The 26226-nt window shown below is 69.1% G+C and carries 22 protein-coding genes; 17 read left to right on the top strand and 5 right to left on the bottom strand.

What is annotated here, in order from left to right; translation table 11 throughout:
• Nucleotides 1–18 precede the first annotated feature (18 nt).
• A complete protein-coding gene (locus PQV94_RS13770; protein WP_274288290.1) occupies nucleotides 19–1404 on the top strand; it encodes an ABC transporter permease in 1386 nt (461 codons plus the stop codon).
• A 40-nt stretch (nucleotides 1405–1444) separates the two neighbouring features.
• Here the strand turns inward: PQV94_RS13770 and PQV94_RS13765 are convergent, their stop codons facing one another.
• Nucleotides 1445–1942, bottom strand: coding sequence for a hypothetical protein (locus PQV94_RS13765; RefSeq protein WP_274286338.1), 498 nt, complete (start codon nucleotides 1940–1942; stop codon nucleotides 1445–1447).
• A 75-nt stretch (nucleotides 1943–2017) separates the two neighbouring features.
• On the opposite strand from PQV94_RS13765, the gene PQV94_RS13760 reads away from it, so the two are divergent.
• Nucleotides 2018–2626, top strand: a complete 609-nt coding sequence (locus PQV94_RS13760) for a 2-phosphosulfolactate phosphatase (protein ID WP_274286337.1) — start codon at nucleotides 2018–2020, stop codon at nucleotides 2624–2626.
• A gap of 4 nt (nucleotides 2627–2630) precedes the next feature.
• On the opposite strand, the gene PQV94_RS13755 is transcribed toward PQV94_RS13760, so the two are convergent.
• From PQV94_RS13755 to PQV94_RS13745, 3 genes are all read right to left on the bottom strand, one after another.
• Nucleotides 2631–3119: a SprT-like domain-containing protein gene (locus PQV94_RS13755; protein ID WP_274286336.1), complete on the bottom strand. Its 489-nt coding sequence runs from the start codon at nucleotides 3117–3119 to the stop codon at nucleotides 2631–2633.
• Nucleotides 3120–3157: 38 nt separating this feature from the next.
• Nucleotides 3158–3685: a hypothetical protein gene (locus PQV94_RS13750; protein WP_274286335.1), complete on the bottom strand. Its 528-nt coding sequence runs from the start codon at nucleotides 3683–3685 to the stop codon at nucleotides 3158–3160.
• Between the two features lie 114 nt (nucleotides 3686–3799).
• Complete coding sequence (locus PQV94_RS13745) at nucleotides 3800–4666, bottom strand: spermidine synthase (protein ID WP_274286334.1); 867 nt, start codon at nucleotides 4664–4666, stop codon at nucleotides 3800–3802.
• A 33-nt stretch (nucleotides 4667–4699) separates the two neighbouring features.
• Here PQV94_RS13745 and pxpA point away from each other — a divergent pair, with 33 nt between their 5' ends.
• From pxpA to PQV94_RS13715, 6 genes are all read left to right on the top strand, one after another.
• The gene (gene pxpA, locus PQV94_RS13740) at nucleotides 4700–5455 is read left to right on the top strand and encodes a 5-oxoprolinase subunit PxpA (RefSeq protein ID WP_274286333.1); all 756 of its coding nucleotides are present in this window, start codon (nucleotides 4700–4702) and stop codon (nucleotides 5453–5455) included.
• Nucleotides 5449–6987, top strand: coding sequence for a 5-oxoprolinase/urea amidolyase family protein (locus PQV94_RS13735; protein WP_274286332.1), 1539 nt, complete (start codon nucleotides 5449–5451; stop codon nucleotides 6985–6987). Before pxpA ends, PQV94_RS13735 begins: the two co-directional genes overlap by 7 nt.
• 248 nt (nucleotides 6988–7235) lie before the next feature.
• Nucleotides 7236–10739, top strand: coding sequence for a DNA-directed RNA polymerase subunit beta (gene rpoB / locus PQV94_RS13730; RefSeq protein WP_274286331.1), 3504 nt, complete (start codon nucleotides 7236–7238; stop codon nucleotides 10737–10739).
• A 44-nt stretch (nucleotides 10740–10783) separates the two neighbouring features.
• Entirely contained in the window at nucleotides 10784–14659 is a 3876-nt protein-coding gene (gene rpoC, locus PQV94_RS13725) for a DNA-directed RNA polymerase subunit beta' (RefSeq protein WP_243233149.1), read from the top strand.
• Between the two features lie 111 nt (nucleotides 14660–14770).
• The gene (locus PQV94_RS13720; RefSeq protein ID WP_274286330.1) at nucleotides 14771–15505 is read left to right on the top strand and encodes an alpha/beta fold hydrolase; all 735 of its coding nucleotides are present in this window, start codon (nucleotides 14771–14773) and stop codon (nucleotides 15503–15505) included.
• A 62-nt stretch (nucleotides 15506–15567) separates the two neighbouring features.
• Complete coding sequence (locus tag PQV94_RS13715) at nucleotides 15568–16179, top strand: hypothetical protein (protein ID WP_274286329.1); 612 nt, start codon at nucleotides 15568–15570, stop codon at nucleotides 16177–16179.
• 6 nt (nucleotides 16180–16185) lie between these two features.
• Here the strand turns inward: PQV94_RS13715 and PQV94_RS13710 are convergent, their stop codons facing one another.
• Nucleotides 16186–16776, bottom strand: a complete 591-nt coding sequence (locus PQV94_RS13710) for a hypothetical protein (RefSeq protein ID WP_274286328.1) — start codon at nucleotides 16774–16776, stop codon at nucleotides 16186–16188.
• Nucleotides 16777–16889: 113 nt separating this feature from the next.
• Between PQV94_RS13710 and PQV94_RS13705 the strand changes: the two genes are divergently transcribed.
• The 9 genes from PQV94_RS13705 (at nucleotide 16890) to PQV94_RS13665 (ending at nucleotide 26169) form a co-directional block, all read left to right on the top strand.
• A complete protein-coding gene (locus PQV94_RS13705) occupies nucleotides 16890–17867 on the top strand; it encodes an ABC transporter (protein ID WP_274286327.1) in 978 nt (325 codons plus the stop codon).
• Nucleotides 17867–18352, top strand: a complete 486-nt coding sequence (locus PQV94_RS13700; protein ID WP_274286326.1) for a hypothetical protein — start codon at nucleotides 17867–17869, stop codon at nucleotides 18350–18352. The genes PQV94_RS13705 and PQV94_RS13700 overlap by 1 nt, the downstream gene beginning before the upstream one ends.
• 69 nt (nucleotides 18353–18421) lie before the next feature.
• Nucleotides 18422–19084: a spermidine/putrescine ABC transporter substrate-binding protein gene (locus PQV94_RS13695; protein WP_274286325.1), complete on the top strand. Its 663-nt coding sequence runs from the start codon at nucleotides 18422–18424 to the stop codon at nucleotides 19082–19084.
• A 12-nt stretch (nucleotides 19085–19096) separates the two neighbouring features.
• A complete protein-coding gene (locus PQV94_RS13690) occupies nucleotides 19097–20680 on the top strand; it encodes a DUF5684 domain-containing protein (protein WP_274286324.1) in 1584 nt (527 codons plus the stop codon).
• 288 nt (nucleotides 20681–20968) lie between these two features.
• Nucleotides 20969–21337, top strand: coding sequence for a 30S ribosomal protein S12 (gene rpsL, locus PQV94_RS13685; RefSeq protein WP_036318318.1), 369 nt, complete (start codon nucleotides 20969–20971; stop codon nucleotides 21335–21337).
• A 5-nt stretch (nucleotides 21338–21342) separates the two neighbouring features.
• The gene (gene rpsG / locus PQV94_RS13680; RefSeq protein ID WP_137418066.1) at nucleotides 21343–21813 is read left to right on the top strand and encodes a 30S ribosomal protein S7; all 471 of its coding nucleotides are present in this window, start codon (nucleotides 21343–21345) and stop codon (nucleotides 21811–21813) included.
• Between the two features lie 68 nt (nucleotides 21814–21881).
• Entirely contained in the window at nucleotides 21882–23996 is a 2115-nt protein-coding gene (gene fusA / locus PQV94_RS13675) for an elongation factor G (protein WP_274286323.1), read from the top strand.
• Nucleotides 23997–24160: 164 nt separating this feature from the next.
• On the top strand, nucleotides 24161–25354 hold the full coding sequence (gene tuf / locus PQV94_RS13670; protein WP_137418064.1) for an elongation factor Tu: 1194 nt from the start codon (nucleotides 24161–24163) through the stop codon (nucleotides 25352–25354).
• Nucleotides 25355–25608: 254 nt separating this feature from the next.
• Complete coding sequence (locus PQV94_RS13665) at nucleotides 25609–26169, top strand: LPXTG cell wall anchor domain-containing protein (protein ID WP_274286322.1); 561 nt, start codon at nucleotides 25609–25611, stop codon at nucleotides 26167–26169.
• Nucleotides 26170–26226 lie beyond the last annotated feature (57 nt).

Genomic DNA, 26226 nt, shown 5'->3' with positions numbered 1-26226 from the left:
TGGCTGCGCGAGCGGGGGATGGGGGCCAGCATCCTCGTCTCCGCCATCTCCACCGCCTTCGGCGTCATCCTCATCTCCGCCACCGGCTACATCGCGGCGCTCCTGCGTGCGGATCCCTACATCGGCGACAGCGGCACGCTGGCCTTCGTGCTCAGCTTCCTCACGGTCCTGCTTGTAGGGGTCGCGGTCTATGTCGCCGCGATCGTCACGGCCAACACCTTCGCCACGGTCGTCACCGGCCGGACGCGGCGGATCGCCCTCCTCCGCCTCATCGGCGCATCGGCGCGTTCGCAGCGCACGGAGCTCGCCCGGCAGGGGCTTGTCGTGGGGGCGATCGGAGCGCTCCTGGGCCTCGTCGGCGGAACGCTGGTCGCGATCATCGGGGTCGGTGCGTCCGACTGGGCGCTGGGACTGGACGTCGCCTACGCGCCCGTCGAGCCGATGCTCGTCGTTCCCGCGGTGATCGTCGCGCTCACCACGTGGGCGGCGGCGTGGGCGGGGTCGCGACGCGTACTCACCGTCACGCCGCTCGAGGCGATCGGCGGCTCCGTGGAGGCGCCCTATACTCGCGCCGCACGGCGCACCGGACGCAATGTCGCAGCGCTCGTCCTCCTGGTGCTGGGGGCGCTCCTGCTCGGCGGCGGAATCGCGTACGGTCTCGTCAGCCCCGCCGGCGTGATCATCGCCTTCTTCGGCGGTGTGCTGTCCTTCACCGGTCTCGCGCTCGGCGCGACGCTCGTCATGCCGCCCGTTCTGCGTCTGGTCGGCTCGGTCTTCGGCCGTTCGGCCATGTCGCGGCTGGCGGCCCAGAACGCGCTGCGCTATCCCGAGCGCTCGAGTCGGATGGCGATCGGCGTCGTCATGGGGGTCACCCTCATCACGATGTTCGCCGTCGCGATCGCCTCCACGAAGGCCGTCATGACCGCCTCCGGCGGCGGAGTTCTGGACGACGACATGTCCCGTGTACTCGACACCTTCTCTGCGGTGATGATGGGACTCGTCGCGGTCTCCGCTGTCATCGCCGGTGTGGGGCTCGTCAACCTGCTGACACTGGGCGTCGTGCAGCGGCGTCGCGAGCTCGGTCTGCTTCGCACTCTGGGCGTCTCGAACACGCAGCTGCGCGTCATGGTGCTGCGCGAGGCCGCACACATCACGATCGCGGCGACCGCGACGGGACTGGTGCTCGGGATCGTGTACGGCTGGGCGGGTGCGCAGTCGCTCCTCGGTTCCGTGCCGATCGATCCCACCCGTCCGCCCGAGCCGACGTTCGTGCTCCCGGCGATCCCGCCGATCCCCGTGCTCGTGATCGTCGCGGCGACGACCGTGCTCACCCTTGTCGCGGCGGTCGTGCCGACACGGCTCGCCACGCGCGTCGCCCCCATCGAGGCGCTCGCCGACGCGTGAGCAGCTGAGCGGGTCCGTTCCGGCGGCGGTGCGGACCCGCTCAGGCGGGGGACGCGGCTTCCGGATCGTGCGCCCATGACGGCGCGAGCGCACGGATGCGGGATGCCCGCCACTGCCACGTCGCCCACAGCACCGGCCAGAACAGCGGGGCGGTCTTTCCCTCGATCACGAGTCGCTCGCGCCAGAGCGTGCGGCCGTATCCCGCGGGGCTCACCGCCATCTGGTGGTCCCATACATCCAGCGACGCGAGAGGGCCGGTCAGCGGCGCTCCCGAGTCGCGGAAGATCCGCACCGGGCCGTGGAGCTCGTCGACCGCGCGATCGCTGACCGAGATCAGCTGCGAGCCGAGGGGGAGAAGCCCCCCGGCGAAGAGCCCCACGGCGACGTCCTGACCGCTCTCCCAGCTGGTCGGAAGCGGGCTGAGCGGCTGCATGTCGATCAGTGGGCCGTAGAGCTCGGCGACGGCGCGCGGCGAATGGAGCGCGCGCCAGGCCGCATCCGGATCGCAGTCGATGACGAACTTCAGCAGGATGCGCATGGCCCCAGTCTGCCCCGCGCGTCTCGCGGCGTCACGCGGCTCGGTGCCGGGCCGGGCTCGTCCTAGTCTGTACGGATGCCCGAGATCGTCGACCAGTCGCGCTACCAGATCCGCTTCGAGTGGGGATCGGCGGGGGTGAGCCGGCTCGCCGCGTCCGACGTGGTCGTGATCGTGGACGTGCTGTCCGCCTCGACCGAGGTCGTGGATGCGGTCGCCGCAGGCCGCGCGGTCCCGCTCGCCGATACGGAGATCGCGGAGCTCGCCGGCGCCGCACAGGATGCGGGCGCCCTCGTGCTGCTCGGGGCGCTGCGCAATGCGGCCGCCGTCGCCGCCGCCGTGCTGGCGGAGCAGCAGCGTCGCGGTGCGCGCACCTCGGTCGCGGTGATCGCTGCGGGGGATGCGGATGCGGCCGGCTGGCGCGTCGCGGTCGAGGATCAGCTCGGGGCGGGGGCCGTGATCGATGCGCTCGGCTCTCTCGGGCTCGACCACACCTCGCCCGAGGCTGCCGCTGCGTGCGAGTCGTTCCGGGGACTGCAGAGCGCGGTGCGGCATCTGCTGACGGCGAGCGCGAGCGGACAGACACTGCTGGATGCGGGGGCGCGCGACGCGGTGCTGGCTGCGGCGACGCTCGATGCCACATCCGCGGTCCCGGTTCTGCGAGACGGCGTCTTCGTCGCGGCCTGAGGGCTCAGCGTGGCGTGGACGCCGCCATCCTCGCTGCACGTGTGATCTCGCGCCGGGTCCAGGTGAACGCGAAGCGCGGGTCGTAGCGCGGCGCGCAACTCGCGCAGGAGGTCGGACGGGTCGCCTTGCGGTGTCGGTAGACGACGTGTCCGTTGGGGCACACGCCCACCCAGGGGGCGAGGTCCGTGGCCGTCTCGCCGTGATGGGTCGCGCCGCCGACGTATCCGAGCTCACGGGCGACGCGCTTCCACGCCGGGCCGTGCCCTGCGGCGGAGCCGGCCAGCGCGTGCGCGACCTCGTGCAGGAGCGTCTGGTGGTTCGTGTCGTCGTCGTAGCGAGCGCTCAGATAGCGCGACAGGCTGATGCGGCGCTTCGTGTAGTCGCACAGGCCGGCCCGACGCTTCGCGTTGTCGAAGCCGAAGCTCCAGCCGTCATCGAGGTGCAGGGCGATCAGGGCCTCTGCCCAGACGCGTACACGCTGCAGATCCGACATGGGACGAGCGTAGATCGAGCCGCGGACAGCGGGGCGGCTCAGCTGGCGACGCTCGCCGCGATGCGGCGGCGATCGACCGTGTCGATGGCGAGCAGCGTGGTCTCCAGCTGCTCCTCGGGCGCTCCGGCCTGCTGGCGCAGGAACAGCGTGCGCTTGAAGTCGGCGCGTGCCGCATCCAGGTCTTCGCCGTCCAGGTGCACCTTGCCGCGGTGCTGGTAGGCGAAAGCGGCGATGCCCGCCCACCCCTGGCCTTCGGCCTCTTCCGCGCAGGTCGTGAGCTCGTGCGCCGCGGCGCCGAGCTGACCGCGCTCCTGCTGCACCGTGGCGTGCAGGATGCGGGCGCGCAGCAGGTCCTTACGGGTGCCGGCCATGCGCGCGGTGCGCACCGTCTGCTCGGCCACGAGGAGCGCCTCGTCGAGCTGGTCGGTGACCTTCAACAGCCAGACGCGCTCCATCAAGGCGGCGAGACTGCGCTGCGCGCCGATCTCCTCGAGCCGCTCCAGGCATTCCCGCTCGTCGACGATCTCGCGCAGCGTCTCCGGGTGGTGCCCCCTGATATAGCTCACGTTGCTCCCTTCGTGCCGGCGCCGCATCCAGTGTCGCCGACCTCTGCCGCCGGGCGCTTCAGGCACGCCGCGTCGGTCCCCTCGCGGTCGCAAGAGCTGCGGTCGGAGAAACCCTCAGCGCTCGAAGAGGGATGCGGCGGGTTTGGGCGAGGGGGTGGCGGTCGCGTCCGTGGCCGGAACCGCGCCGCGCACGAACTCGTCGAGCTCCGCGCCGGTCGCGACCTTGGCCGGATGCGGCCCGGCCGCCATCAGGCGCGGCAGCCACGCCGTCGGCAGCGGGGCGGCGGAAGCGGCGATCACGAGGTTGCCGAAGCGCCGTCCCTTGAGGGTCTGCACCTCCGCGAGCAGCGCGATCTCCGGCAGCACCTCACGCACGGTGGCCACCTGGCGCCGTGCGAAGGCGAGTCCCGCGCCGTCGGCGACGTTCACGAGCAGCACCCCGTCCGGGGCGAGGAGACGGGCCGCATCTCGGTAGAACTCCACGGTCGTCAGATGAGCGGGCGTCTGGGCGCCGGCGTACACGTCGGATACGAGGAGGTCGACGTTGCCCACCAGTGACTCGGGCAGGCGGGCGAGCCCCGCCCGGGCGTCTCCGATGCGCACCCGGATCTGAGCACCGCGCGGCAGCGGGAGGTTCGTGCGCACGAGATCGACGAGTGCCTGCTCGAGCTCGATGACCTGCTGGCGGGAACCGGGGCGCGTGTGGGCGATGTAGCGGGGGATCGTGAGGGCGCCACCGCCGAGATGCACAGCGGTGAGCGGCTGACCGGGCAGGCGCAGCTGATCGATGACGGCAGCCATCCGCCCGATGTACTCGAAGTGCAGGTGGGTCGGATCGTCGAGGTCGACGTGCGATTGCGGGGTCCCGGCGACGTCGAGCTCGAATCCGCTCGTGAACGACGAGGGCGCGATGCGGGCGATCGAACCGTCCGACAGTCTCGCCTCAGGATGCGGGACGTGCTCGTAGCGCGCGCGGGCCATGACTCCACAGTACGGCGGCACTACCGTGTGCACATGCCCTCGATCGATCTGAACGCCGACCTCGGCGAGACCGTCGAGGGCGAGCCGACCGCGGACGATGCGGCGATGTTCGCGGTGATCTCCAGCGCCAGTGTGGCGTGCGGCGGTCATGCGGGCGATCCCGACGCGATGCGAGCGGCGGTCGCGCTCGCCGCGGCGGGCGGCGTCGCCATCGGCGCGCACCCCTCGTATCCCGACCGCGCCGGATTCGGGCGACGGGCGATGCGGATCGCTCCCGCACGGCTGCGACGGGAACTCGCCGCGCAGTTGGGCGCCCTGCGCACCGCGGGCGCCGACATCCGTTACGTGAAGCCGCATGGCGCGCTGTACCACGCTGCGGGCAGCGATCCGGAGACGGCGACGGCGGTCGTCGCGGAGGTCGCCGCCCTCGCCGCCGAGCTCGGCCGGCCCGTGCCCGTGCTGGGTCTCGGCGACCGGCTGCGCGAAGCGGCGGCGGATGCGGGAGTCCCGTTCTTCCGCGAGGCGTTCCTCGACCGCGGCTATCTGCCGGACGGCTCCCTCGTGCCGCGGGGCGCGCCGGGCGCGCTGCTCCACCATCCGGAGCAGGTCGCCCTGCGGGCGGTGCGCCTGGCGATGTCGGGCGAGGTCGTCGCGGCCGACGGCTCCGTCGTGCGTACCGAGGCGGTCTCGCTGTGTCTGCACGGCGATACGCCCGAGGCGGTGGAGATGGCCGGCGCCGTCCGTGCGGCGCTGACGGCGGCAGGGGTCGAGGTGCGGGCGCCGTGGTGACCGGCGGGCGGCGCGTCCTGCCCTTCGGGGCGGGCGGTCTGCTCATCGAGCTCGACGACCTCGATGCGGTGCTGGGCCTGCACGCGGCGCTTGCCGCATCCGCCCCGAACGGTGTCGAGGAGCTCGTCCCCGCGGCGCGGACGGTGCTCGTCCGCTTCGACCCGCACCGCGTCCCGGCGCAGGCGGTGCGCGCCTGGGTCGCGGCGACGGATGCGGCCGCATCCCGCACCGATGCCGATGCGTCCGAAGTGATCCTTCCCACCGTGTACGACGGCATGGACCTGGCCGAGGCGGAACGATGGGCAGCGCTCTCGCCCGCGCAGCTCGTCGAGCGGCATGTGAAGACGCCTTGGCGGGTCGCGTTCACGGGGTTCGCGCCCGGATTCGCCTATCTCGTGGGGGAGGGGTGGGACCTCGACATCCCTCGCCTGGACGCCCCGCGTACGCGCGTGCCCGCCGGCTCCGTCGCCCTCGCCGCGGGATTCACGGGGACCTATCCGCGGGCGACGCCGGGCGGATGGCGCATCGTCGGCACGACGACCGCCCCGCTCTTCGATCCGGATGCGGCCGCTCCGGCGCTTCTGACCGCCGGCACGCGTGTGCGTTTCCGGTCCGAGCGGGCGCGCGTCGAGCTCCCCGCCCGGCCCACGGCGGCAGGGGTCACGGGCGCACCCGCGCTGCGGGTGGACGCACCTGGACCGCTCGCGACGATCCAGGATCGCGGACGACCTGGAGCCGGCGCGATGGGGATCTCGGTGTCGGGTGCGGCCGATCGTCGTGCGGCATCGCTCGCCAATCGCCTCGTCGGCTCGGCGCACACGGCCGCGGTCGTCGAGATCCTGCTGGGGCCGTTCCGGGCCACGGCGCTCGCCGACCGGTGGATCGCGGTGACGGGCGGCCTGGGTGCGTTCCGCATCGACGGCAGGAATGCGGATCCGCACCGCGCCGTGTTCTGGCCCGCGGGCTCGGCGCTCGAGATCGGCCCGCTCGTGACGGGACTTCGCGCGTACCTCGCCGTACGCGGCGGGATCGATGTGCCTCGCGCCGCGGGCTCCCGGGCCACCGACACCCTCGCAGGCCTCGGTCCGGCCCCGCTCGCCGTGGGTGACGAGCTCCCCACGGGAGGCGAGATCGCGGGCGAGGTGCCGCCGATCGACGCGGTCGCGTGGACGGCGCCCGGCCCCGGCGACGTGATCCTGGAGGTCGCACCCGGCCCGCGCGCCGACTGGTTCGCGCGCGACGCCGCACGTGCGCTCGTCGAGGGCGCGTGGCATGTGTCGTCGGCCGCCGATCGCATCGGCGTGCGCCTGGAGGGGCCGCCGCTCGCCCGCATCCGCGCGGGGGAGCTGCCGAGCGAGGCGATGGTCCCCGGCGCGCTCCAGGTGCCCCCGGACGGCCGGCCGGTCGTGCTCGGAGTCGACGGTCCTGTCACCGGCGGGTACCCGGTCGTCGCGGTGGCTACGGCCGACTCCCTGGGCCGGCTCGCGCAGGCCAGGCCCGGCACCCGCGTGCGGATCAGGACCGTCGGATGAGCGCTGACGGGGTCGACGCGCGGTTATACCGCAGGTCGTGAAACTCGTCAAGAATTCGACTGGACACGGCGCGTCATCTGACATATAGTTGGTCTTTGCGCTCCCTCCTCCCATGCCCTCATATGGTGGTCGGCCTGCGTGCGTGCCCCCGCAGATAGCGGCGTGCGGTGCGAACGCGTCGGGAAGATCGAGCACTCCATCTGACATCAGAATCACGAGCCCCCGCCCGGGCCCATGGAGGTTATCCCTTGGCTGCCGCGCCCCACGCAAGCACCCCCACCACCAAGACCCCCAAGAACGGACGCGGCGCTTCGCGTCTGTCCTTCGCGAAGATCACCGACACGCTGACGGTCCCCGACCTTCTCGCGCTGCAGACGGAGTCCTTCGACTGGCTCGTCGGCAACGACGCCTGGAAGGCACGCGTCGCCGAGGCCCAGGCCGCCGGTCGCACCGACGTGCCGACCACGAGCGGTCTCGAGGAGATCTTCGAGGAGATCTCCCCGATCGAAGACCTCAGCGAGACGATGCAGCTGAGCTTCACGAACCCCTACCTCGAGCCCGAGAAGTACTCCATCGAGGAGTGCAAGGAGCGCGGCAAGACGTACGCGGCCCCGCTCTACGTCGAAGCCGAGTTCATGAACCACCAGACCGGTGAGATCAAGACGCAGACGGTCTTCATGGGCGACTTCCCGCTCCAGACCGACAAGGGCACGTTCATCATCAACGGCACCGAGCGCGTCGTCGTGTCGCAGCTCGTGCGTTCGCCCGGCGTGTACTTCGACCGTGTGGCCGACAAGACCAGCGACAAGGACATCGTCTCGGCCCGCGTCATCCCCAGCCGCGGCGCCTGGCTCGAGTTCGAGATCGACAAGCGCGACCAGGTGGGCGTGCGCATCGACCGCAAGCGCAAGCAGTCGGTCACCGTCTTCCTGAAGGCGCTCGGCCTGTCCAGCGAAGACATCATGAACGAGTTCGCGGGCTTCAGCTCGATCGAGGAGACCCTCGAGAAGGACACGATCCTCACCAAGGAAGACGCGCTGCGCGACATCTACCGCAAGCTCCGTCCGGGTGAGCAGGTCGCGGCCGAGGCTGCGCGTGCGCTGCTGGACAACTTCTACTTCTCGTCCAAGCGCTACGACCTCGCCAAGGTCGGTCGCTACAAGATCAACCAGAAGCTGGGCCTCGACACCCCGCTGACCGACTCGGTGCTCACGGTCGACGACATCGTCGCGACCATCAAGTACCTCGTCCGCCTCCACCGCGGCGACACGACCTTCGAGGGCGTGCGCGCCGGCAAGAAGGCCGAGATCCGCATCGACGTCGACGACATCGACAACTTCGGCAACCGCCGCATCCGCGCGGTCGGCGAGCTCATCCAGAACCAGGTCCGCACGGGTCTGTCGCGCATGGAGCGCGTCGTCCGCGAGCGCATGACCACGCAGGACATCGAGGCGATCACGCCCCAGACCCTGATCAACGTGCGTCCCGTCGTCGCGGCGATCAAGGAGTTCTTCGGAACCTCGCAGCTGTCGCAGTTCATGGATCAGAACAACCCGCTCGCGGGTCTGACCCACAAGCGTCGCCTGTCGGCGCTGGGCCCCGGCGGTCTGTCGCGTGAGCGTGCCGGCGTCGAGGTCCGTGACGTCCACCCCTCGCACTACGGCCGCATGTGCCCGATCGAGACGCCGGAAGGCCCGAACATCGGTCTGATCGGTTCGCTCGCCTCCTTCGCGCGCATCAACGCGTTCGGGTTCATCGAGACCCCGTACCGCCGCGTCGTGAACGGTCGCGTCACCACCGACATCGACTACCTCACCGCCAGCGAGGAGAACGACTTCATCGTCGCCCAGGCCGGTGTCGAGCTGACCGCCGAAGGCAAGTTCGCCAACGAGCGCGTGCTCGCCCGCCGCGGCCAGGGCGGCGAGGTCGACCTCTTCCCGGCAGAGGAGATCGGCTACATGGACGTCTCCCCGCGCCAGATGGTGTCGGTCGCGACCTCGCTGATCCCCTTCCTCGAGCACGACGACGCGAACCGCGCCCTCATGGGTGCGAACATGCAGCGCCAGGCCGTGCCGCTGGTTCGCAGCGAGTCGCCCGTGGTCGGAACCGGTATGGAGGGCTACGCGGCCGTCGACGCCGGTGACGTCGTCACCGCCAAGCGTTCCGGCGTCGTCGCGGAGGTCTCCGCCGACGTCGTCACCATCCAGACGGATGAGGGCGGCACCGACGACTACTTCCTGCGCAAGTTCGACCGCTCCAACCAGGGCACGTCGTACAACCAGCGCGTCGTGGTCTCCGCCGGTGAGCGCATCGAGGCCGGCGAGGTCATCGCCGACGGTCCCGCGACCGAGAACGGCGAGCTCGCCCTCGGCAAGAACCTGCTCGTCGGGTTCATGACGTGGGAGGGTCACAACTTCGAGGACGCGATCATCCTCAGCCAGGAGCTCGTGAAGGACGACACGCTCTCCTCGATCCACATCGAGGAGTACGAGGTCGACGCCCGTGACACGAAGCTCGGCAAGGAGGAGATCACGCGCGACCTGCCGAACGTGAGCCCCGACCTGCTGAAGGACCTCGACGAGCGCGGCATCATCCGCATCGGTGCCGAGGTCCGCCCCGGCGACATCCTCGTCGGCAAGGTCACGCCCAAGGGCGAGACCGAGCTCTCGGCCGAGGAGCGCCTGCTGCGCGCGATCTTCAACGAGAAGAGCCGCGAGGTCCGTGACACCTCCCTGAAGGTGCCCCACGGCGAGCAGGGCACGATCATCGCCGTCAAGGAGTTCAACGCCGAGGACGGCGACGACGAGCTCGGCTCCGGCGTCAACCGCCGGGTCGTGGTCTACATCGCCCAGAAGCGCAAGATCACCGAGGGCGACAAGCTCGCCGGCCGCCACGGCAACAAGGGTGTCATCGCGAAGATCCTCCCCGTTGAGGACATGCCCTTCCTCGCCGACGGCACGCCGCTCGACGTCATCCTCAACCCGCTCGGTATCCCCGGTCGAATGAACTTCGGTCAGGTCCTCGAGCTCCACCTCGGCTGGATCGCCCAGCAGGGCTGGAAGGTCGAGGGCAACCCGGAGTGGGCCGCGAACCTGCCGAAGGAGGCCTTCGAGGCCCCCGCCGGCACCAAGGTCGCCACCCCGGTGTTCGACGGTGCGTTCGAGTCGGAGATCGCGGGTCTGCTCGACTCGACGAACCCCACCCGTGACGGCGTGCGACTGATCGACTCCAGCGGCAAGACCACGCTGTTCGACGGTCGTAGCGGAGAGCCCTTCCCGGCACCCATCTCCGTCGGCTACATGTACATCCTGAAGCTGCACCACCTCGTGGACGACAAGATCCACGCGCGCTCCACCGGTCCGTACTCGATGATCACGCAGCAGCCGCTGGGTGGTAAGGCGCAGTTCGGCGGTCAGCGCTTCGGTGAGATGGAGGTGTGGGCCCTCGAGGCCTACGGCGCCGCCTACGCGCTGCAGGAGCTCCTCACGATCAAGTCCGACGACATCCTCGGCCGCGTCAAGGTGTACGAGGCGATCGTCAAGGGCGAGAACATCCAGGAGCCCGGTATCCCCGAGTCCTTCAAGGTGCTCATGAAGGAGATGCAGTCGCTCTGCCTGAACGTCGAGGTCCTCTCGGCCGACGGTACGGCTGTCAACCTGCGCGACACCGATGACGACGCCTTCCGCGCAGCGGAGGAGCTCGGCATCAACATCTCCAGCCGGTTCGAGTCCTCGTCCATCGACGAGATCTGACCCCGGCTCACTCACCGAGATTTATTAGGCACACAGGAGAACCAGTGCTCGAATCCACCACTTTCGACCAGATCCGCATCGGGCTGGCCACGGCCGACGACATCCGTCGTTGGTCCTTCGGCGAGGTCAAGAAGCCCGAGACGATCAACTACCGCACCCTGAAGCCCGAGAAGGACGGTCTGTTCGGCGAGCAGATCTTCGGACCCTCGCGCGACTGGGAGTGCGCCTGCGGCAAGTACAAGCGCGTCCGCTTCAAGGGCATCGTCTGCGAGCGCTGCGGCGTGGAGGTCACCAAGAGCTCCGTCCGTCGCGAGCGCATGGGCCACATCGAGCTCGCAGCGCCCGTCACCCACATCTGGTACTTCAAGGGCGTCCCCTCGCGCCTGGGCTACCTGCTCGACATGGCGCCGAAGGACCTCGAGAAGGTCATCTACTTCGCCGCGTACATGGTGATCTCCGTCGATGAGGAGGGCCGCCACCGCGACCTCCCCACCCACGAGAACAACCTGCGTCTCGAGATCAAGAACCTCGGCGACCGCCGCGACGCCCGTGTGGCTGCGCGTCTGGCCGCCCTCGAGGAGGAGCTCGCGACTCTCGAGGCCGAGGACGCCAAGGCCGACGCCAAGAAGAAGGCCAAGGATGCGGCCGAGAAGGAGATGGCTCTCATCCGCAAGCGCGGTGACGAGCAGATCGCCAAGCTCGAGCGCGTCTGGGAGGAGTTCCGCTCCCTCGAGGTCGGCGCCCTGAAGCCCGAGGACGAGATCTTCAACGAGCTCGTCGACCGCTTCGGTCAGTACTTCGAGGCCCACATGGGCGCGGAGTCGATCAAGCGTCGCCTGGAGAGCTTCGACCTGGCCGCCGAGGCCGAGAGCCTGCGTCTGCAGATCTCGGAGGGCAAGGGCCAGCGCAAGATCCGTGCGATCAAGCGCCTGAAGGTCGTCAACTCGTTCCTGTCGACCGGCATGTCGCCGGCCTCGATGGTTCTGGACGTCGTCCCGGTCATCCCGCCGGAGCTGCGCCCGATGGTCCAGCTCGACGGTGGCCGCTTCGCCACCAGCGACCTGAACGATCTCTACCGTCGCGTGATCAACCGCAACAACCGTCTTCGTCGTCTGATCGACCTCGGCGCCCCCGAGATCATCGTCAACAACGAGAAGCGGATGCTGCAGGAGGCCGTCGACGCGCTGTTCGACAACGGTCGTCGTGGTCGTCCCGTCACGGGTACCGGCAACCGCGCCCTCAAGTCCCTCAGCGACATGCTGAAGGGCAAGCAGGGCCGGTTCCGCCAGAACCTGCTCGGCAAGCGCGTCGACTACTCGGGTCGTTCGGTCATCATCGTCGGTCCGCAGCTGAAGCTGCACCAGTGCGGTCTGCCCAAGCAGATGGCGCTGGAGCTGTTCAAGCCGTTCGTGATCAAGCGCCTGATCGACCTCGGTCACTCGCAGAACATCAAGGCGGCCAAGCGTGCCGTCGAGCGCACGCGTCCCGAGGTCTGGGACGTGCTCGAGGAGATCATCCGCGAGCGTCCTGTGCTGCTCAACCGCGCTCCCACGCTGCACCGCCTCGGCATCCAGGCGTTCGAGCCGCAGCTCGTCGAGGGCAAGGCCATCCAGCTCCACCCGCTCGTGTGTGCCGCCTTCAACGCGGACTTCGACGGTGACCAGATGGCTGTGCACCTGCCGCTGTCGGTCGAGGCTCAGGCCGAGGCCCGCATCCTGATGCTCGCGTCGAACAACATCCTGAAGCCGTCCGACGGCCGTCCGGTCACCCTGCCCTCGCAGGACATGATCATCGGTCTGCACCACCTGACCACGGTCAAGGAGGGTGCTGTCGGTGAGGGCCGCGTGTTCGGTTCGGTCGGCGAGGCGATCCTGGCCAAGGACGAGGGCACCCTCGACCTGCAGGCCAAGGTCCGCATCCGCGTTCCCGGTCTGACCTTCCTCGAGGGCGAAGCCCCCGAGGGCTACGAGCGTCACGGCCTCGTCGACGCCTCGCTCGGTCAGGCGATCTTCAACGACACGCTCCCCAAGGGCTACCCGTTCGTGCGCGAGCAGGCAGACAAGGGCAAGCTGTCGCAGATCGTCAACAAGCTGGCCGAGGAGTACCCCAAGGTCGAGGTCGCCGCGTCCCTGGACCGCATCAAGGACGCCGGCTTCTACTGGGCCACGCGTTCGGGTGTGACCGTCGCGCTCAGCGACGTGCTGACCCCGCCGAACAAGGCGGAGATCATCGCGGGCTACGAGAAGCAGGCCGCGAAGGTGCAGTCCCAGTACGAGAAGGGCCTCACGACCGACGCCGAGCGTCGTCAGGAGCTCATCAAGATCTGGACGGCTGCGACCGACGAGGTCCAGGCGGCCATGAAGAGCCACTTCCCGGCCGACAACACCATCAACCGCATGGTGAGCTCGGGCGCTCGTGGTAACTGGCTGCAGATCCGCAACATCGCGGGTATGCGTGGTCTGGTGAACAACCCGAAGGGTGAGATCATCGCCCGCCCGATCATCTCCTCGTACCGCGAGGGTCTGAGCGTGGCCGAGTACTTCATCGCGACCCACGGTGCCCGTAAGGGTCTCGCCGACACCGCTCTGCGTACCGCCGACTCGGGTTACCTCACGCGTCGACTCGTCGACGTCTCGCAGGACGTCATCATCCGCGAGGAGGACTGCGCCACGACCAAGGGTCTGGAGCTGCCCATCGCCGCCGCGGGTGCCGACGGGGTGCTCATCAAGGACGCCAACGTCGAGAACTCGGTGTTCGCCCGTACGCTCGCCGCCGACGTGGTCAGCCCGAGCGGCGAGGTTCTCGCTGAGGCCGGTTCGGATGTGGGCGACGTGCTCATCAACCGCCTGGTCGAGGGCGGCGTCACCTCCATCAAGGTGCGCTCGGTCCTGACCTGCGACTCCGCCGTCGGTGTGTGCGCGAAGTGCTACGGCCGTTCGCTCGCGACCGGCAAGGTCGTCGACATCGGCGAGGCCGTCGGCATCATCGCGGCCCAGTCGATCGGTGAGCCCGGTACCCAGCTGACGATGCGTACCTTCCACACCGGTGGCTCGGCCTCGGCCGAGGACATCACGCAGGGTCTGCCCCGCGTGCAGGAGCTCTTCGAGGCGCGTACCCCCAAGGGGTCCTCGCCCATCGCGGAGGCCGACGGACGCATCACGATCGAAGAGACCGAGAAGCAGAAGAAGGTCATCCTCACGCCCGACAACGGTGACGAGCCGCACGTCTACCCCGTGCTCAAGCGCGCCACCCTGCTCGTCGAGGACGGCCAGCGGGTCGAGGTCGGTCAGCCCCTCCAGGTCGGCACGCTCGACCCGAAGGAGATCATGCGCGTCATGGGCGCCCGCGAGGTGCAGAAGTACCTCGTCGGCGGCGTCCAGGGTGTGTACCGGTCGCAGGGTGTTCCGATCCACGACAAGCACATCGAGGTCATCGTCCGCCAGATGCTGCGCAAGGTCACCGTGGTCGACCACGGCGACACCACGCTGCTGCCCGGCGAGATGGTCGACTCGCGTCGCTTCATCGACATCAACCGCGCGTCCGTGGCCGAGGGCAAGCGCCCCGCGTCGGGTCGTCCGGAGCTGATGGGTATCACGAAGGCCTCGCTCGCGACCGAGTCGTGGCTGTCGGCCGCTTCCTTCCAGGAGACGACCCGCGTCCTGACGCAGGCCGCGATGGAGGGCAAGAGCGACCCGCTCGTGGGCCTGAAGGAGAACGTGATCATCGGAAAGCTGATCCCCGCGGGGACCGGCCTGTCGAAGTACCGCAACGTCACGGTCGAGGCGACCGAAGAGGCCAAGAGCGAGCGGTACCCCAACCGCATCTTCGCCTCGGACGGTGCGTACAGCGACTCCGACCTGAGCTACGTCGACTTCGACAGCTTCTCGACGGACGACTTCACGCCCGGCACGTATAACTGATCGACGATTGACGACGAAGGCCCCCGAGCTCCGGCTCGGGGGCCTTCGTCTTCACCCGATCGCATAGGGGGCATTCGGCTCGCGCCAAGCCCCGCCGGTTACCGTGTCGGCATGCAGCTCGCCGTCCGCTCCGCAGGCTCCGGTGCGCGCACCGCGATCCTCATCCACGGGATCATGTCCGATTCGCGTGCGTGGCACCGCGTGAGCGACGACCTCGAACAGGCCGGCTTCCGCGTGCTTGCGGTCGACCTCGCCGGACACGGCCGCAGCCCCAGGGCTCAGAGCTACTCGCCCGCTGCCTGGGCCGACGACGTCATCGAGACGCTGGAGCCGACGCTCGAGCAGGCCCCGGATCTGATCGTCGGGCACTCCCTCGGAGCGCTCGTGGCGAGCATCGTGGCCGAGCGACTCGCTCCCCGCGCCGCCGTCTATGTCGACCCCGCGTTCGCGTTCCCGCGGGGGCTGCGCGGGCTCGCGTACAAGCTCGCCTTCGGTCTCGCTCCCAAGCCGCGTCGACGGATGCTGCGCCGCATGAACCCGGGCTGGAGTGCACAGGACATCGACCTCGAGCTCTCGTCGCTGCAGGCATGGGACAGGCGCACCATCCTCGGACTCGCCGATACGCGCGCACTCGTCGCGCCGCGCCGGCCCCGGCAGCCGAGTCTCGTCGTGCTGGCCGAGAAGAGCCTGCTGATCACCCGCGCCGTCGCCGCCGCCATGCGCGGTGACGGGCTCACGGTCACAGTGCTGCCGGGATCGGGGCACACCGTCTTCCGCGACGACCATGCGGGGTTCATGGGTCTCGTCCACGGCTGGATCGCCGATCACGTTCCCGCCCGCGCCTGAGGCCGCGTGCCGCTGCCTCGCTTCGCCGGATGCGGCGCGTAGCGTGGATCGGGGAGGTCGGTGTGGCACGGATCGGCGGTCGCAACAGCTTCATGGCGTGGGTCGTGGGGCTCGGCAGTGCTGCGGTTGTGGCGGCACTGGTGGTTCTCGCCGTTCCCGCCGTCCCGGCGGGCATCCAGATGGTCGGCGACACGCTGAGGTCGTCGACGTCCGCTCCCCTCGCGCAGGGGGAGGCGCCCGCCCCCGCGCCGACCTCGTCCACCCCGCTGTGTCAGGGTCTCTACACTCAGGCGCTGTGGGCCCAGCTCACCCAGCGCGCCGGTGGCGTGCCGGTGCAGGACACGAGTGCGCCCCGCGTGTCGGCGACCGCACTCGCGAGCTCGCTGGCGCCCGAGGTGACGGTCTCGTGCACGTTCACCGGCATCAACGCGGGCTCCATCGTGACGACGGTGGCGAAGGTGAATGCGGACGCCGCACGTGTCGCGCGCAGCACGTTGGAAGCAGCGGGCTACGACTGCGACGACTTCGGCGACGGAGTGCGCTGCCGCCTGACGACCGCCGCGGGCGAGGAGGATCAGGTGATCCGAGACGGCACGTGGCTGGCGAGCGTGTTCACGGGATGGCACCCCGATCGATACACCGAGCGCGTCGCGCTGCAGATCTGGCCGAACTGAGCGCGTTCAGCCGAAGACGCGGGAGATGACCGCATCCGTGTAGCCCGACGGTGCGAGTCCGACGTACTGCGTATCGATCAGGACATCGTCACGCCAGAACAGCGTGCGTCCGTCGTTCACTGGATACTGCGGGTCGACCCAGACCTTCTCGCAGCGGGTCCCGTTGTCCGGGGTGTAGCAGGTGAAACCCTCGCCGACGAGGGCGTTGAGCATGTCGAGGGCGGGCCCACGGGACTTCTTCGAGATGGTGGTCGTGAGCCGGCCGGTGTCGGTCGAGGGGCTTCCCCAGATGCACGTGAGGCTTCCGTCGGCCTGGGCGCCGGCCGTTCCGAACGCCGGGTCGTTGAGTGGCACGTCGGCGAGCTGGGCGAGCACGGCGTCGGAGAGGATCTCGCGACAGTCCGTGGGAATCGCGACCGGGGCCCTGCTCGGTGTCGGGGTCGTCGTGGGGGTCGGGGCCTGCGAGGAGGGCGTACGAAGCGCCGAGCCCGTCGGTGCGGGCGCAGGATCCGGTGCGCAGCCGGCCAGTGCCAACAGGGCGAGGAGCGCCGACGCGGTCGCGAGCAGGGGGGTGGTCGAACTCCGGCGCAGCGTCATGGGGTCAGGTTAGCCGCACGGATCGCCGCGCGCCGCGCGCCTGACACGGCCCGACGCGACCCGGCGTTACCCTCGGGAAGCGGATGTGCACCCCCGCTGAAGGAGCGACAGCGATGACCGAGCAGAAGACGCCCTCGGCCGGCGAACCGGTGGAGGAGCCGACCGTCGTCGTGGACGACGTCGTGGGCAATGCGAACGAGGCACTGGCCGACGCGGAGGCCGCTCAGCGCACGGCGACCGGCGAGCATGAGGTCGCGTCGGAGCGTGTCGTCGAGGAGGACGTGGTGGTCGTCGAGACCCCGACCTCCGACGGCGAGCGCGTCGTCGAGGAGGTCGTCGTCACCGAGACCGTCGCAGACGAGGCCCGAGCCGATGACGACGTGCCGTGGTACGACCGTCCGGAGACCGTGCCGATGGACCCTGAGCCCGCTGCCACGACGGCGATCCCCGCCGCGGCCGCCGCGACGACGGTCGCACCCGTCGTCGCTCCGGAGCCGACCTACGCTGCCGCTGCGGCGCAGCCGATCTTCGTGCAGGCGCCCGAGGCACCCCGCCCCCGCGGCAACCGCGGCGCCGCTGGGGCGATCGGCCTGCTCGCAGCCCTCGCCTTCGCCGTCCTGTCGTTCGGTGTGCTCTTCGCGTTCGGTTACTTCTACGGCGGTCTGGGAACCGTGCAGAACGACCCCGCCGAGCTCGCGCTCGCCCTGATCGGTTCGTGGACGTTCTGGATGCCGGTCGTGGTCTTCTTCCTCGGCTTCTGGATCCTCGGCGCCATCCTCAACCGGGCCCGCTGGGCGCACTGGGTCATCTGGGGTCTGCTCGTCGGCGTCGCGGCCTACGCAGGCTCGCTGCTCGGCATCCTGTTCCAGGCGCCGTTCTGGGAGCTCACCGCGCGCCAGGGCGCTGAGCTCCTGCAGCAGTCGTTGTTCTCGCCGCTGCCGATCCTTGCCTTCGTGCTGGGCCGCGAGCTGACGGTGTGGTTCGGTGCATGGGTCGCCGCCCGCGGCCGGCGCATCACCGCACTCAACGACGAGGCGCAGCGCGAGTACGAGCGCACCCTCGAAGCGGGTCCGCAGCTGCACCAGGTCTGATGTCCGAGCCGGACGCACCTCGGACTCCGCCGGTGCGCCCGGCGGTCGCCATCGCTCTGACGCTCGCGGGCTTCTTCGCCCTGATCATCGCTTCGTTCGGCGTGGTGAGCCTTCTCGCAGACGTCGAGGTGGTGCCTGTCGCCGGCGTCGGGCAGGCGCCCGGGATCATCGGTGTCGTGGTCGCCTGCGGCCTGTACGCCGGCGGCACCGCCCTGGTGATCCGTCCGGGCAATCCCGCCTACACCGGCGCGCTGTTCATCGCGGTAGCCGCGTGGTTCGGGTACAGCCTCAGCGCGGGGGTCGCGGCGGTCGTCGCCTCGGAGGACGTGGCGGTGGGGCTCTCGCTCATGGCTCGTCTGCTGATCGGCTGGCAGGGCGGCGTGGTGGCGGCGGCTGCGGCCATCGCGGCGTGGTGCGCGATCGCGCTCGTGCGCACGCACGCCGGACGTCCGCGATGGCCCTGGGAGGGCTCCGACGAGGTCTGATCGCGAACGCGACCGATCGGATGCGCGGATTTCCCGCGGAAACACGGGGGTGGCGGCTACCTTTAGAGCGTGGAGCGCTCGCTCGAGACGCAGGTGAGCCAGGCCGTCGACGCCTGGCTGCGTTGGCTGCCTCGCTGGGAGCCCGCGACGCACCGTGGTCGACTGGCGGTGTGCCGTCGCTGCCTGGGCTCGCCGATCCTCTCCGCCGCGGGGCTCGGCGGCGACGTGCCCCACGGTGTGCAGCACGGTCTTTCCACCCGTCTGAAGACGGTCGTCGATCACGCGGTGGCGGAGTACACGGCGCGAAACCTCCCCCTGCTCCAATCCGAGCTCGACCAGCAGGCGACGCGCAACAGGGCCCGCAGCTACCGCCCCATGGAGGACCTCGAGCCCGAGTACGACGGGCTGCCGCTGGATCCGGACCCGGTCCCGGGCGCACCGTTCCTCTTCACGCTCGCGGGGATGGCCGCCGACGCGGATGCGGGGATCCCGGCGCTGCCGCCGCTGTCCGATGAGGCGAAGGCGGCGCTGCGTCACGAGGTGGCACTCGCCGACGACTACGCGAACCTGATCGGGCGCGAAGTATGCCAGGTCCTGCTGCACCACCGCATCCGAATCCAAGCAGCGGTCGCGAAGTATGTAGAACCGCAGATCACCGCCATGCTGGAAGAGTTGACGCGTTCGCTCGACGTTCCTTTCGACCCCCGAGACCTCGACGGTCCCACTCCCTGAGGCAGTTCATCCATGCTCAACGCACTCGTCGCCGCTTACTCCTCGCCGTTGGTTCCCGACGCCGGAACCGTGGTGCTCATCGTTCTGGTCTCACTCGTCCCGTCGATCCTGGTCTACGTGTGGGGCGCGCTCGCGCTGTCGCGGGTGTACGCGAAGCTCGGCATCGAGGGCTGGAAGGCCTGGATCCCCGTCTACAACATCGCGGTGCTGTTCAGCCTCGGCGGATTGAGCCCCTGGCTCCTGCTGCTCTACCTCATCCCGTTCTTCGGGCAGATCTTCGTCTACGTCGCCTTCATCACCGCCGCGCACCGGGTGAACGTCATGTTCGGACAGGGCGTGGGGATGACGGTCCTGGCCGCCCTCCTGTTCCCGGTCTGGGCGAGCGTGCTGGGCTTCGGCTCCGCCCGGCCGATCGAGCAGGGGCCGGCGCGCCCGGCGGCAGGCGGGGCCGAGGACCTTCTCGGATTCGCGCCGCAGTACGCTCCGGCCACCGATGAGTTCGGTGCACGCCGAGACGTCCCGGCGCCGTCGGCGTGGATCCCGCCGGCACCGCCTGCGCCCGGCGCCGCTGCGGCGGCACCGGCCACCGCCGCGATGCCGATCGCCGGAGCATGGGGCGAACCGCCCCTGCCGCCCGCTCCCGCGGCGCCGGTCGCCGATCCCTACGCGCCGGCGCAGCCCGCTGCCGCGGCCGCCGCGGATCCGTATGCGGCACCCGCCGGCGACCCTTATGCGGCACCGGCGCCCGACGCGTACGCCGCGCCGGCGTACCCCGCGCCCGCCGCCGATCCGTATGCCCCGCCGTCCCCGGCCGCATCCGCCTACGACGCGTACCCGGCACCCGCCGCGGACTCCTCCGCGCCGCCCGTCGCCGAGGCTCCCGTGGCCCCCGTCGATGACCCCTACGTCGCGCCGGTCTCGCCCGAGCCCGCTCCTGTGATGTCGTGGTGGCAGCCGGCCATCGTCGAGGAGGAGCCCGCGCCCGCGGCGGCGACGCCCGCGTGGGTGGAGCCGGTGACGCCGCCCGCGCCGACCGCGGCCGAACCCGCGCCCTCCGACTCCTTCGTGCCCCCCGCGGCGCCGCCCGTGCTGCGCGAGTCCTTCGTCGCCGAGCCCGATGCGTTCCCCGAGGCCTCGGGCGAGGTGTCGGCCGTGGCCGGAGCGCCGATCGCGGGGATGCCGCGGTCGGCGGCCGCATCCGTCGCGGCGTCGCGCCCCGGTGTCGGCGACATCGTCGAAGACACCGTCATCGCCTCGCGCCGTCGACCCAAGTGGGCGCTGCTGCTGCCCGACGGGTCGCCGATGGAGCTCACCGGCGATGCCGTCGTACTCGGGCGCCGGCCGGTGCCGGTTCACGCCGCCCCCGGCGCGCAGCTGGTGACCGTCGTCGACGACACGCGCACTGTCTCAAAGACCCACGCCCTCCTTCGCCGGCGGGCGGATGCCTGGATGGTGAGCGATCTGGACTCCACGAACGGGGTCGTCGTGTTCGCTGCGCAGGACGAGATCGATGTGGCCCCTGGCACCGAGCAGGAAGTGACCGAGCGATTCCTCCTGGGCGATGCCGAGCTGCGCATCGTCCGCGCGGACGCGTGATCACGGTCGTTTGACCGCATCCCGATTCGGCGCGTATCATTGAGCGGGTGTGCGCTCTCGCGCGCCCTGCGTCGTGCCCGGCACGAACGGGGTGAGCAGGAGCACGCCATCTCAGGGAACGGCCTGCGAACAGGCCACCCCCACGGCATATCCACCAACGAAAAGGGCGTCAGTCATTCTGCCGCCCCGGTGGGTCCGCGTGAGCCCTCTCCGACACGAATCGAAAGAATCCGCCGGAGCGGGGGAGACCACGACGCTGTCACCGTGCAGCACTGACAAGGAGAGAACGTGCCAACTATTCAGCAGTTGGTTCGCAAGGGGCGCACGCCGAAGGTCACCAAGACCAAGGCTCCCGCGCTGAAGTCGAACCCGCAGCAGGCCGGTGTCTGCACCCGCGTGTACACCACCACCCCGAAGAAGCCGAACTCGGCGATGCGCAAGGTCGCTCGTGTGAAGCTGCGCAACGGCACCGAGGTCACCGCCTACATCCCCGGCGAGGGCCACAACCTGCAGGAGCACTCGCTCGTGCTGGTGCGCGGCGGTCGTGTGAAGGACCTCCCCGGTGTGCGTTACAAGATCGTTCGTGGCGCCCTGGACACCCAGGCCGTCAAGAACCGCAAGCAGGCCCGTAGCCGCTACGGCGCGAAGAAGGGTTGAGTTAGATGCCTCGTAAGGGTCCCGCCCCGAAGCGTCCGGTCGTCAACGACCCGGTCTACGGCGCACCGATCGTCAGCCAGCTCGTCAACAAGATCCTCGTCGACGGCAAGAAGTCGCTCGCCGAGTCGATCGTCTACACGGCGCTGCGCGGCGTCGAGGCCAAGAACGGCCAGGACGCGGTCGCGACGCTGAAGAAGGCGCTCGACAACGTCCGTCCCACCCTCGAGGTCAAGAGCCGCCGTGTCGGTGGCTCGACCTACCAGGTGCCGGTCGAGGTCAAGCCGCACCGCGCCAACACCCTGGCGCTGCGCTGGCTCGTCAGCTACGCGAAGGGTCGTCGTGAGAAGACGATGACCGAGCGTCTGCAGAACGAGATCCTCGACGCCTCGAACGGCCTCGGTGCCGCGGTCAAGCGCCGCGAAGACACCCACAAGATGGCCGAGTCGAACCGCGCCTTCGCGCACTACCGCTGGTAATCAGCAGCTCGGCGCCGGCCGGGGCCACCGCCCCGGCCGGCGCACCCGACAACACGTAAGGACATCCCGTGGCACAAGAAGTGCTCACCGACCTCAACAAGGTCCGCAACATCGGCATCATGGCGCACATCGATGCCGGCAAGACGACGACGACCGAGCGCATCCTCTTCTACACGGGCGTCAACCACAAGATCGGTGAGACGCACGACGGCGCTGCGACCACCGACTGGATGGAGCAGGAGCAGGAGCGTGGCATCACGATCACCTCCGCCGCTGTGACCTGCTTCTGGAACAAGAACCAGATCAACATCATCGACACCCCCGGCCACGTGGACTTCACGGTCGAGGTCGAGCGCTCGCTGCGCGTGCTCGACGGTGCCGTCGCCGTCTTCGACGGCAAGGAGGGCGTCGAGCCCCAGTCCGAGACGGTGTGGCGTCAGGCCGACAAGTACGACGTGCCGCGCATCTGCTTCGTCAACAAGATGGACAAGCTGGGCGCCGACTTCTACTTCACCGTCGACACCATCGTGAACCGACTCAAGGCCAAGCCGCTCGTGCTGCAGCTGCCCATCGGTGCCGAGAACGACTTCGTCGGCGTCATCGACCTCGTCGAGATGCGCGCCCTGGTGTGGCCCGGCGATGCCAAGGGTGACGTCACCATGGGTGCGAAGTACGAGATCCAGGAGATCCCGGCCGACCTCGCAGATCGTGCCGCCGAGTACCGCGAGAAGCTGCTCGAGACGGTCGCCGAGAGCGACGAGGCGCTGCTCGAGAAGTACTTCGGCGGCGAGGAGCTCTCGCTGGCCGAGATCAAGGGCGCGATTCGCAAGCTCACGATCAACTCCGAGGTGTACCCGGTCCTGTGTGGCTCGGCGTTCAAGAACCGCGGTGTGCAGCCGATGCTGGACGCTGTGGTCGACTACCTCCCCTCGCCCCTGGACGTGCCCGCCATCGAGGCGCACGACCCCAAGGACGAAGAGATCGTCATCGAGCGTCACGCCGACCGTGACGAGCCGTTCGCGGCCCTCGCGTTCAAGATCGTCACGCACCCCTTCTTCGGTCGTCTGACCTACATCCGCGTGTACTCGGGTCACCTCGACTCCGGTGCGCAGGTCGTCAACGCGACCAAGGGCAAGAAGGAGCGCATCGGGAAGATCTTCCAGATGCACGCCAACAAGGAGATGCCCGTCGACTCGGTGACCGCCGGTCACATCTACGCGGTCATCGGTCTGAAGGACACCACCACCGGTGACACCCTCTCCGACAGCACCAACCAGGTCGTCCTCGAGTCGATGACGTTCCCGGAGCCGGTCATCGAGGTCGCCATCGAGCCCAAGACCAAGGCCGACCAGGAGAAGCTGGGTCTCGCGATCCAGAAGCTCGCCGAAGAGGACCCGACGTTCCGCGTCGAGCAGAACGCCGAGACCGGACAGACGGTCATCAAGGGCATGGGCGAGCTCCACCTCGACATCCTCGTCGACCGCATGAAGCGCGAGTTCAAGGTCGAGGCCAACGTCGGAAAGCCCCAGGTCGCGTACCGCGAGACGATCCGCAAGACCGTCGAGCGCCACGACTACACGCACAAGAAGCAGACCGGTGGTTCGGGTCAGTTCGCCAAGATCCAATTCGCGCTGGAGCCCCTCGAGGTCACGGCGGACAAGACGTACGAGTTCGAGAACAAGGTCACGGGTGGCCGGATCCCGCGCGAGTACATCAGCCCCACCGATCAGGGCTTCCAGGACGCCATGAACGTCGGCGTGCTCGCCGGCTTCCCCATGGTGGGCGTGAAGGCGATCCTGCTCGATGGCGCCTCGCACGACGTCGACTCCTCGGAGATGGCGTTCAAGATCGCGGGCTCCATGGGCTTCAAGGAGGCCGTGCGCAAGGCGAACCCCGTCATCCTCGAGCCGATCATGGCCGTCGAGGTGCGTACTCCCGAGGAGTACATGGGCGACGTCATCGGTGACCTGAACTCCCGTCGCGGCCAGATCCAGTCGATGGAGGATGCGGCCGGCGTCAAGGTCGTCCGTGCCAACGTCCCGCTGTCCGAGATGTTCGGTTACATCGGTGACCTGCGGTCCAAGACCTCCGGTCGCGCTGTCTACTCCATGGAGTTCGACAGCTACGCCGAGGTGCCGCGTAACGTCATGGACGAGATCGTTCAGAAGACGAAGGGCGAGTAATCTCCTCGGAGGTCTCGTCTGCGGACGGGGCGGTTTCGTCCCGTCCGCACTTCTGGCTCACAACTTCACACGACCCCTCTCTATTACACTGAGAACAATCCCCGTAGCGAGCCGGTCGCAACCCAGCGACCGGAGTCTCTACACGACGTCCTGAGGAGGACCCAGTGGCTAAGGCCAAGTTCGAGCGGACCAAGCCGCACGTGAACATCGGAACGATCGGTCACGTCGACCACGGCAAGACCACGCTCACCGCCGCGATCTCGAAGGTGCTCGCCGACAAGTTCCCGTCGGCCACCAACGTGCAGCGCGACTTCGCGTCGATCGACTCCGCTCCCGAAGAGCGCCAGCGCGGCATCACGATCAACATCTCGCACGTCGAGTACGAGACGCCCAAGCGTCACTACGCTCACGTCGACGCTCCCGGTCACGCTGACTACATCAAGAACATGATCACCGGTGCCGCTCAGATGGACGGCGCGATCCTCGTGGTCGCCGCCACCGACGGCCCGATGGCTCAGACCCGCGAGCACGTTCTGCTGGCCAAGCAGGTCGGCGTGCCGTACCTGCTCGTCGCGCTGAACAAGAGCGACATGGTCGACGACGAGGAGATCCTGGAGCTCGTCGAGCTCGAGGTTCGCGAGCTGCTCTCGTCGCAGGACTTCGACGGCGACAACGCCCCCGTCGTCCGCGTCTCGGGCCTGAAGGCTCTCGAGGGTGACGAGAAGTGGGTCAACTCGATCGTCGAGCTCATGGAGGCCGTCGACGAGTCCATCCCGGACCCGGTGCGCGACAAGGACAAGCCGTTCCTGATGCCCATCGAGGACGTCTTCACGATCACCGGTCGTGGCACCGTCGTCACGGGCCGCGCCGAGCGTGGCACCCTGGCGATCAACTCCGAGGTCGAGATCGTCGGCATCCGTCCGACGCAGAAGACGATCGTCACCGGTATCGAGATGTTCCACAAGCAGCTCGACGAGGCGTGGGCCGGCGAGAACTGTGGTCTGCTCCTTCGCGGCACCAAGCGTGACGACGTCGAGCGTGGTCAGGTCGTCGTCAAGCCCGGTTCGGTCACCCCGCACACCAACTTCGAGGGCACGGCGTACATCCTGTCCAAGGAGGAGGGCGGCCGTCACAACCCGTTCTTCACGAACTACCGTCCGCAGTTCTACTTCCGTACCACGGACGTGACCGGCGTCATCACGCTGCCCGAGGGCACCGAGATGGTCATGCCCGGTGACACCACGGAGATGTCGGTCGAGCTCATCCAGCCGATCGCCATGGAAGAGGGCCTCGGCTTCGCGATCCGTGAGGGTGGCCGCACCGTCGGCGCCGGCACGGTGACCAAGATCCTCAAGTAAGTCCTTCGGACTTCGCCGACAGGGGTCGGGCCTTCGGGCCCGGCCCCTGTCGGCTTTTCGGGTCGTTTCGGCACTGACCGCGAGATTACGGAGACGTAAAGAAAGGCCGCATAACCCGCCCCCGACTTGTGAGCGGGCTGGGAGAAGAGCTAGCGTGGGCTGCGGGGGTAGGCTGGGCGATTCTTATCCAGTCCAACTCCCGGACCATCCTGGTACCCACTGAGGCCGCGCCTCACACCCCCACGGAGTTGAAAATGAAGAGCCTTCGCACCAAGATCGCAGCGGTCGTGCTGACCGCTGCTGCCCTCGTTGCCGCTCCCGCGGCAGCGCAGGCCTACGTTCCCACGCCCGGATCGCCCGACGCGGCTGTCTCCGGTGCCCCCACCCCCGGCGGCACGGTGACGCTCGTCGCCACCGCCTTCGACGGCAACACGCCGATCAGCTTCGTCGTCACCGGCGAGAACGGTGCCGGTATCACGCAGGCCTCCGTCAAGCTGGCCGTGAGTTCGTCGCCGACGTTTAACACCACGACGAGTGCGTCGGGCAACGCATCGTTCAACGTCAAACTGCCCTCGAATGCGACCGGATCCTACGACATCTCGGTGACCGGCCAGAAGAACGGCGTCACCGTCACCGAGACCACGAGCTTCGCCGTGGGCACGGGAAGCGGCGGCACCGGCTCCGGCTCGGGTCTGCCCGCGACCGGTGTCGACAGTGGTTCGCTGATGGGCGTCTGGATCGGCGGCGGCGTACTGCTGCTCGGCGGCCTCGCGGTCACCGTGTTCGCCGTGCGTCGTCAGCGCCAGGGAGCCTGACACACGACAGTCAACGACAGAACCCCCGGGCCACGGCCCGGGGGTTCTGTCGTTCGT

It is taken from the genome of Microbacterium sp. Clip185 (genome assembly GCF_028743715.1).
GTDB lineage: Bacteria > Actinomycetota > Actinomycetes > Actinomycetales > Microbacteriaceae > Microbacterium.
The sequence above is the reverse complement of the archived record's forward strand: the minus strand, read 5'-3'. Positions and strand labels throughout refer to the sequence as shown.

Coding starts and splice junctions, on each gene's coding strand:
- pxpA (WP_274286333.1), top strand. CDS start 4,700: ATGCCCTCGATCGATCTGAACGCCGACCTCGGCGAGACCGTCGAGGGC.
- PQV94_RS13755 (WP_274286336.1), bottom strand. CDS start 3,119: ATGTCGGATCTGCAGCGTGTACGCGTCTGGGCAGAGGCCCTGATCGCC.
- PQV94_RS13690 (WP_274286324.1), top strand. CDS start 19,097: ATGCTCAACGCACTCGTCGCCGCTTACTCCTCGCCGTTGGTTCCCGAC.
- PQV94_RS13765 (WP_274286338.1), bottom strand. CDS start 1,942: ATGCGCATCCTGCTGAAGTTCGTCATCGACTGCGATCCGGATGCGGCC.
- PQV94_RS13770 (WP_274288290.1), top strand. CDS start 19: ATGGGGGCCAGCATCCTCGTCTCCGCCATCTCCACCGCCTTCGGCGTC.
- PQV94_RS13705 (WP_274286327.1), top strand. CDS start 16,890: ATGACCGAGCAGAAGACGCCCTCGGCCGGCGAACCGGTGGAGGAGCCG.
- PQV94_RS13745 (WP_274286334.1), bottom strand. CDS start 4,666: ATGGCCCGCGCGCGCTACGAGCACGTCCCGCATCCTGAGGCGAGACTG.
- PQV94_RS13710 (WP_274286328.1), bottom strand. CDS start 16,776: ATGACGCTGCGCCGGAGTTCGACCACCCCCCTGCTCGCGACCGCGTCG.
- PQV94_RS13760 (WP_274286337.1), top strand. CDS start 2,018: ATGCCCGAGATCGTCGACCAGTCGCGCTACCAGATCCGCTTCGAGTGG.
- PQV94_RS13700 (WP_274286326.1), top strand. CDS start 17,867: ATGTCCGAGCCGGACGCACCTCGGACTCCGCCGGTGCGCCCGGCGGTC.
- PQV94_RS13665 (WP_274286322.1), top strand. CDS start 25,609: ATGAAGAGCCTTCGCACCAAGATCGCAGCGGTCGTGCTGACCGCTGCT.
- rpsG (WP_137418066.1), top strand. CDS start 21,343: ATGCCTCGTAAGGGTCCCGCCCCGAAGCGTCCGGTCGTCAACGACCCG.
- PQV94_RS13720 (WP_274286330.1), top strand. CDS start 14,771: ATGCAGCTCGCCGTCCGCTCCGCAGGCTCCGGTGCGCGCACCGCGATC.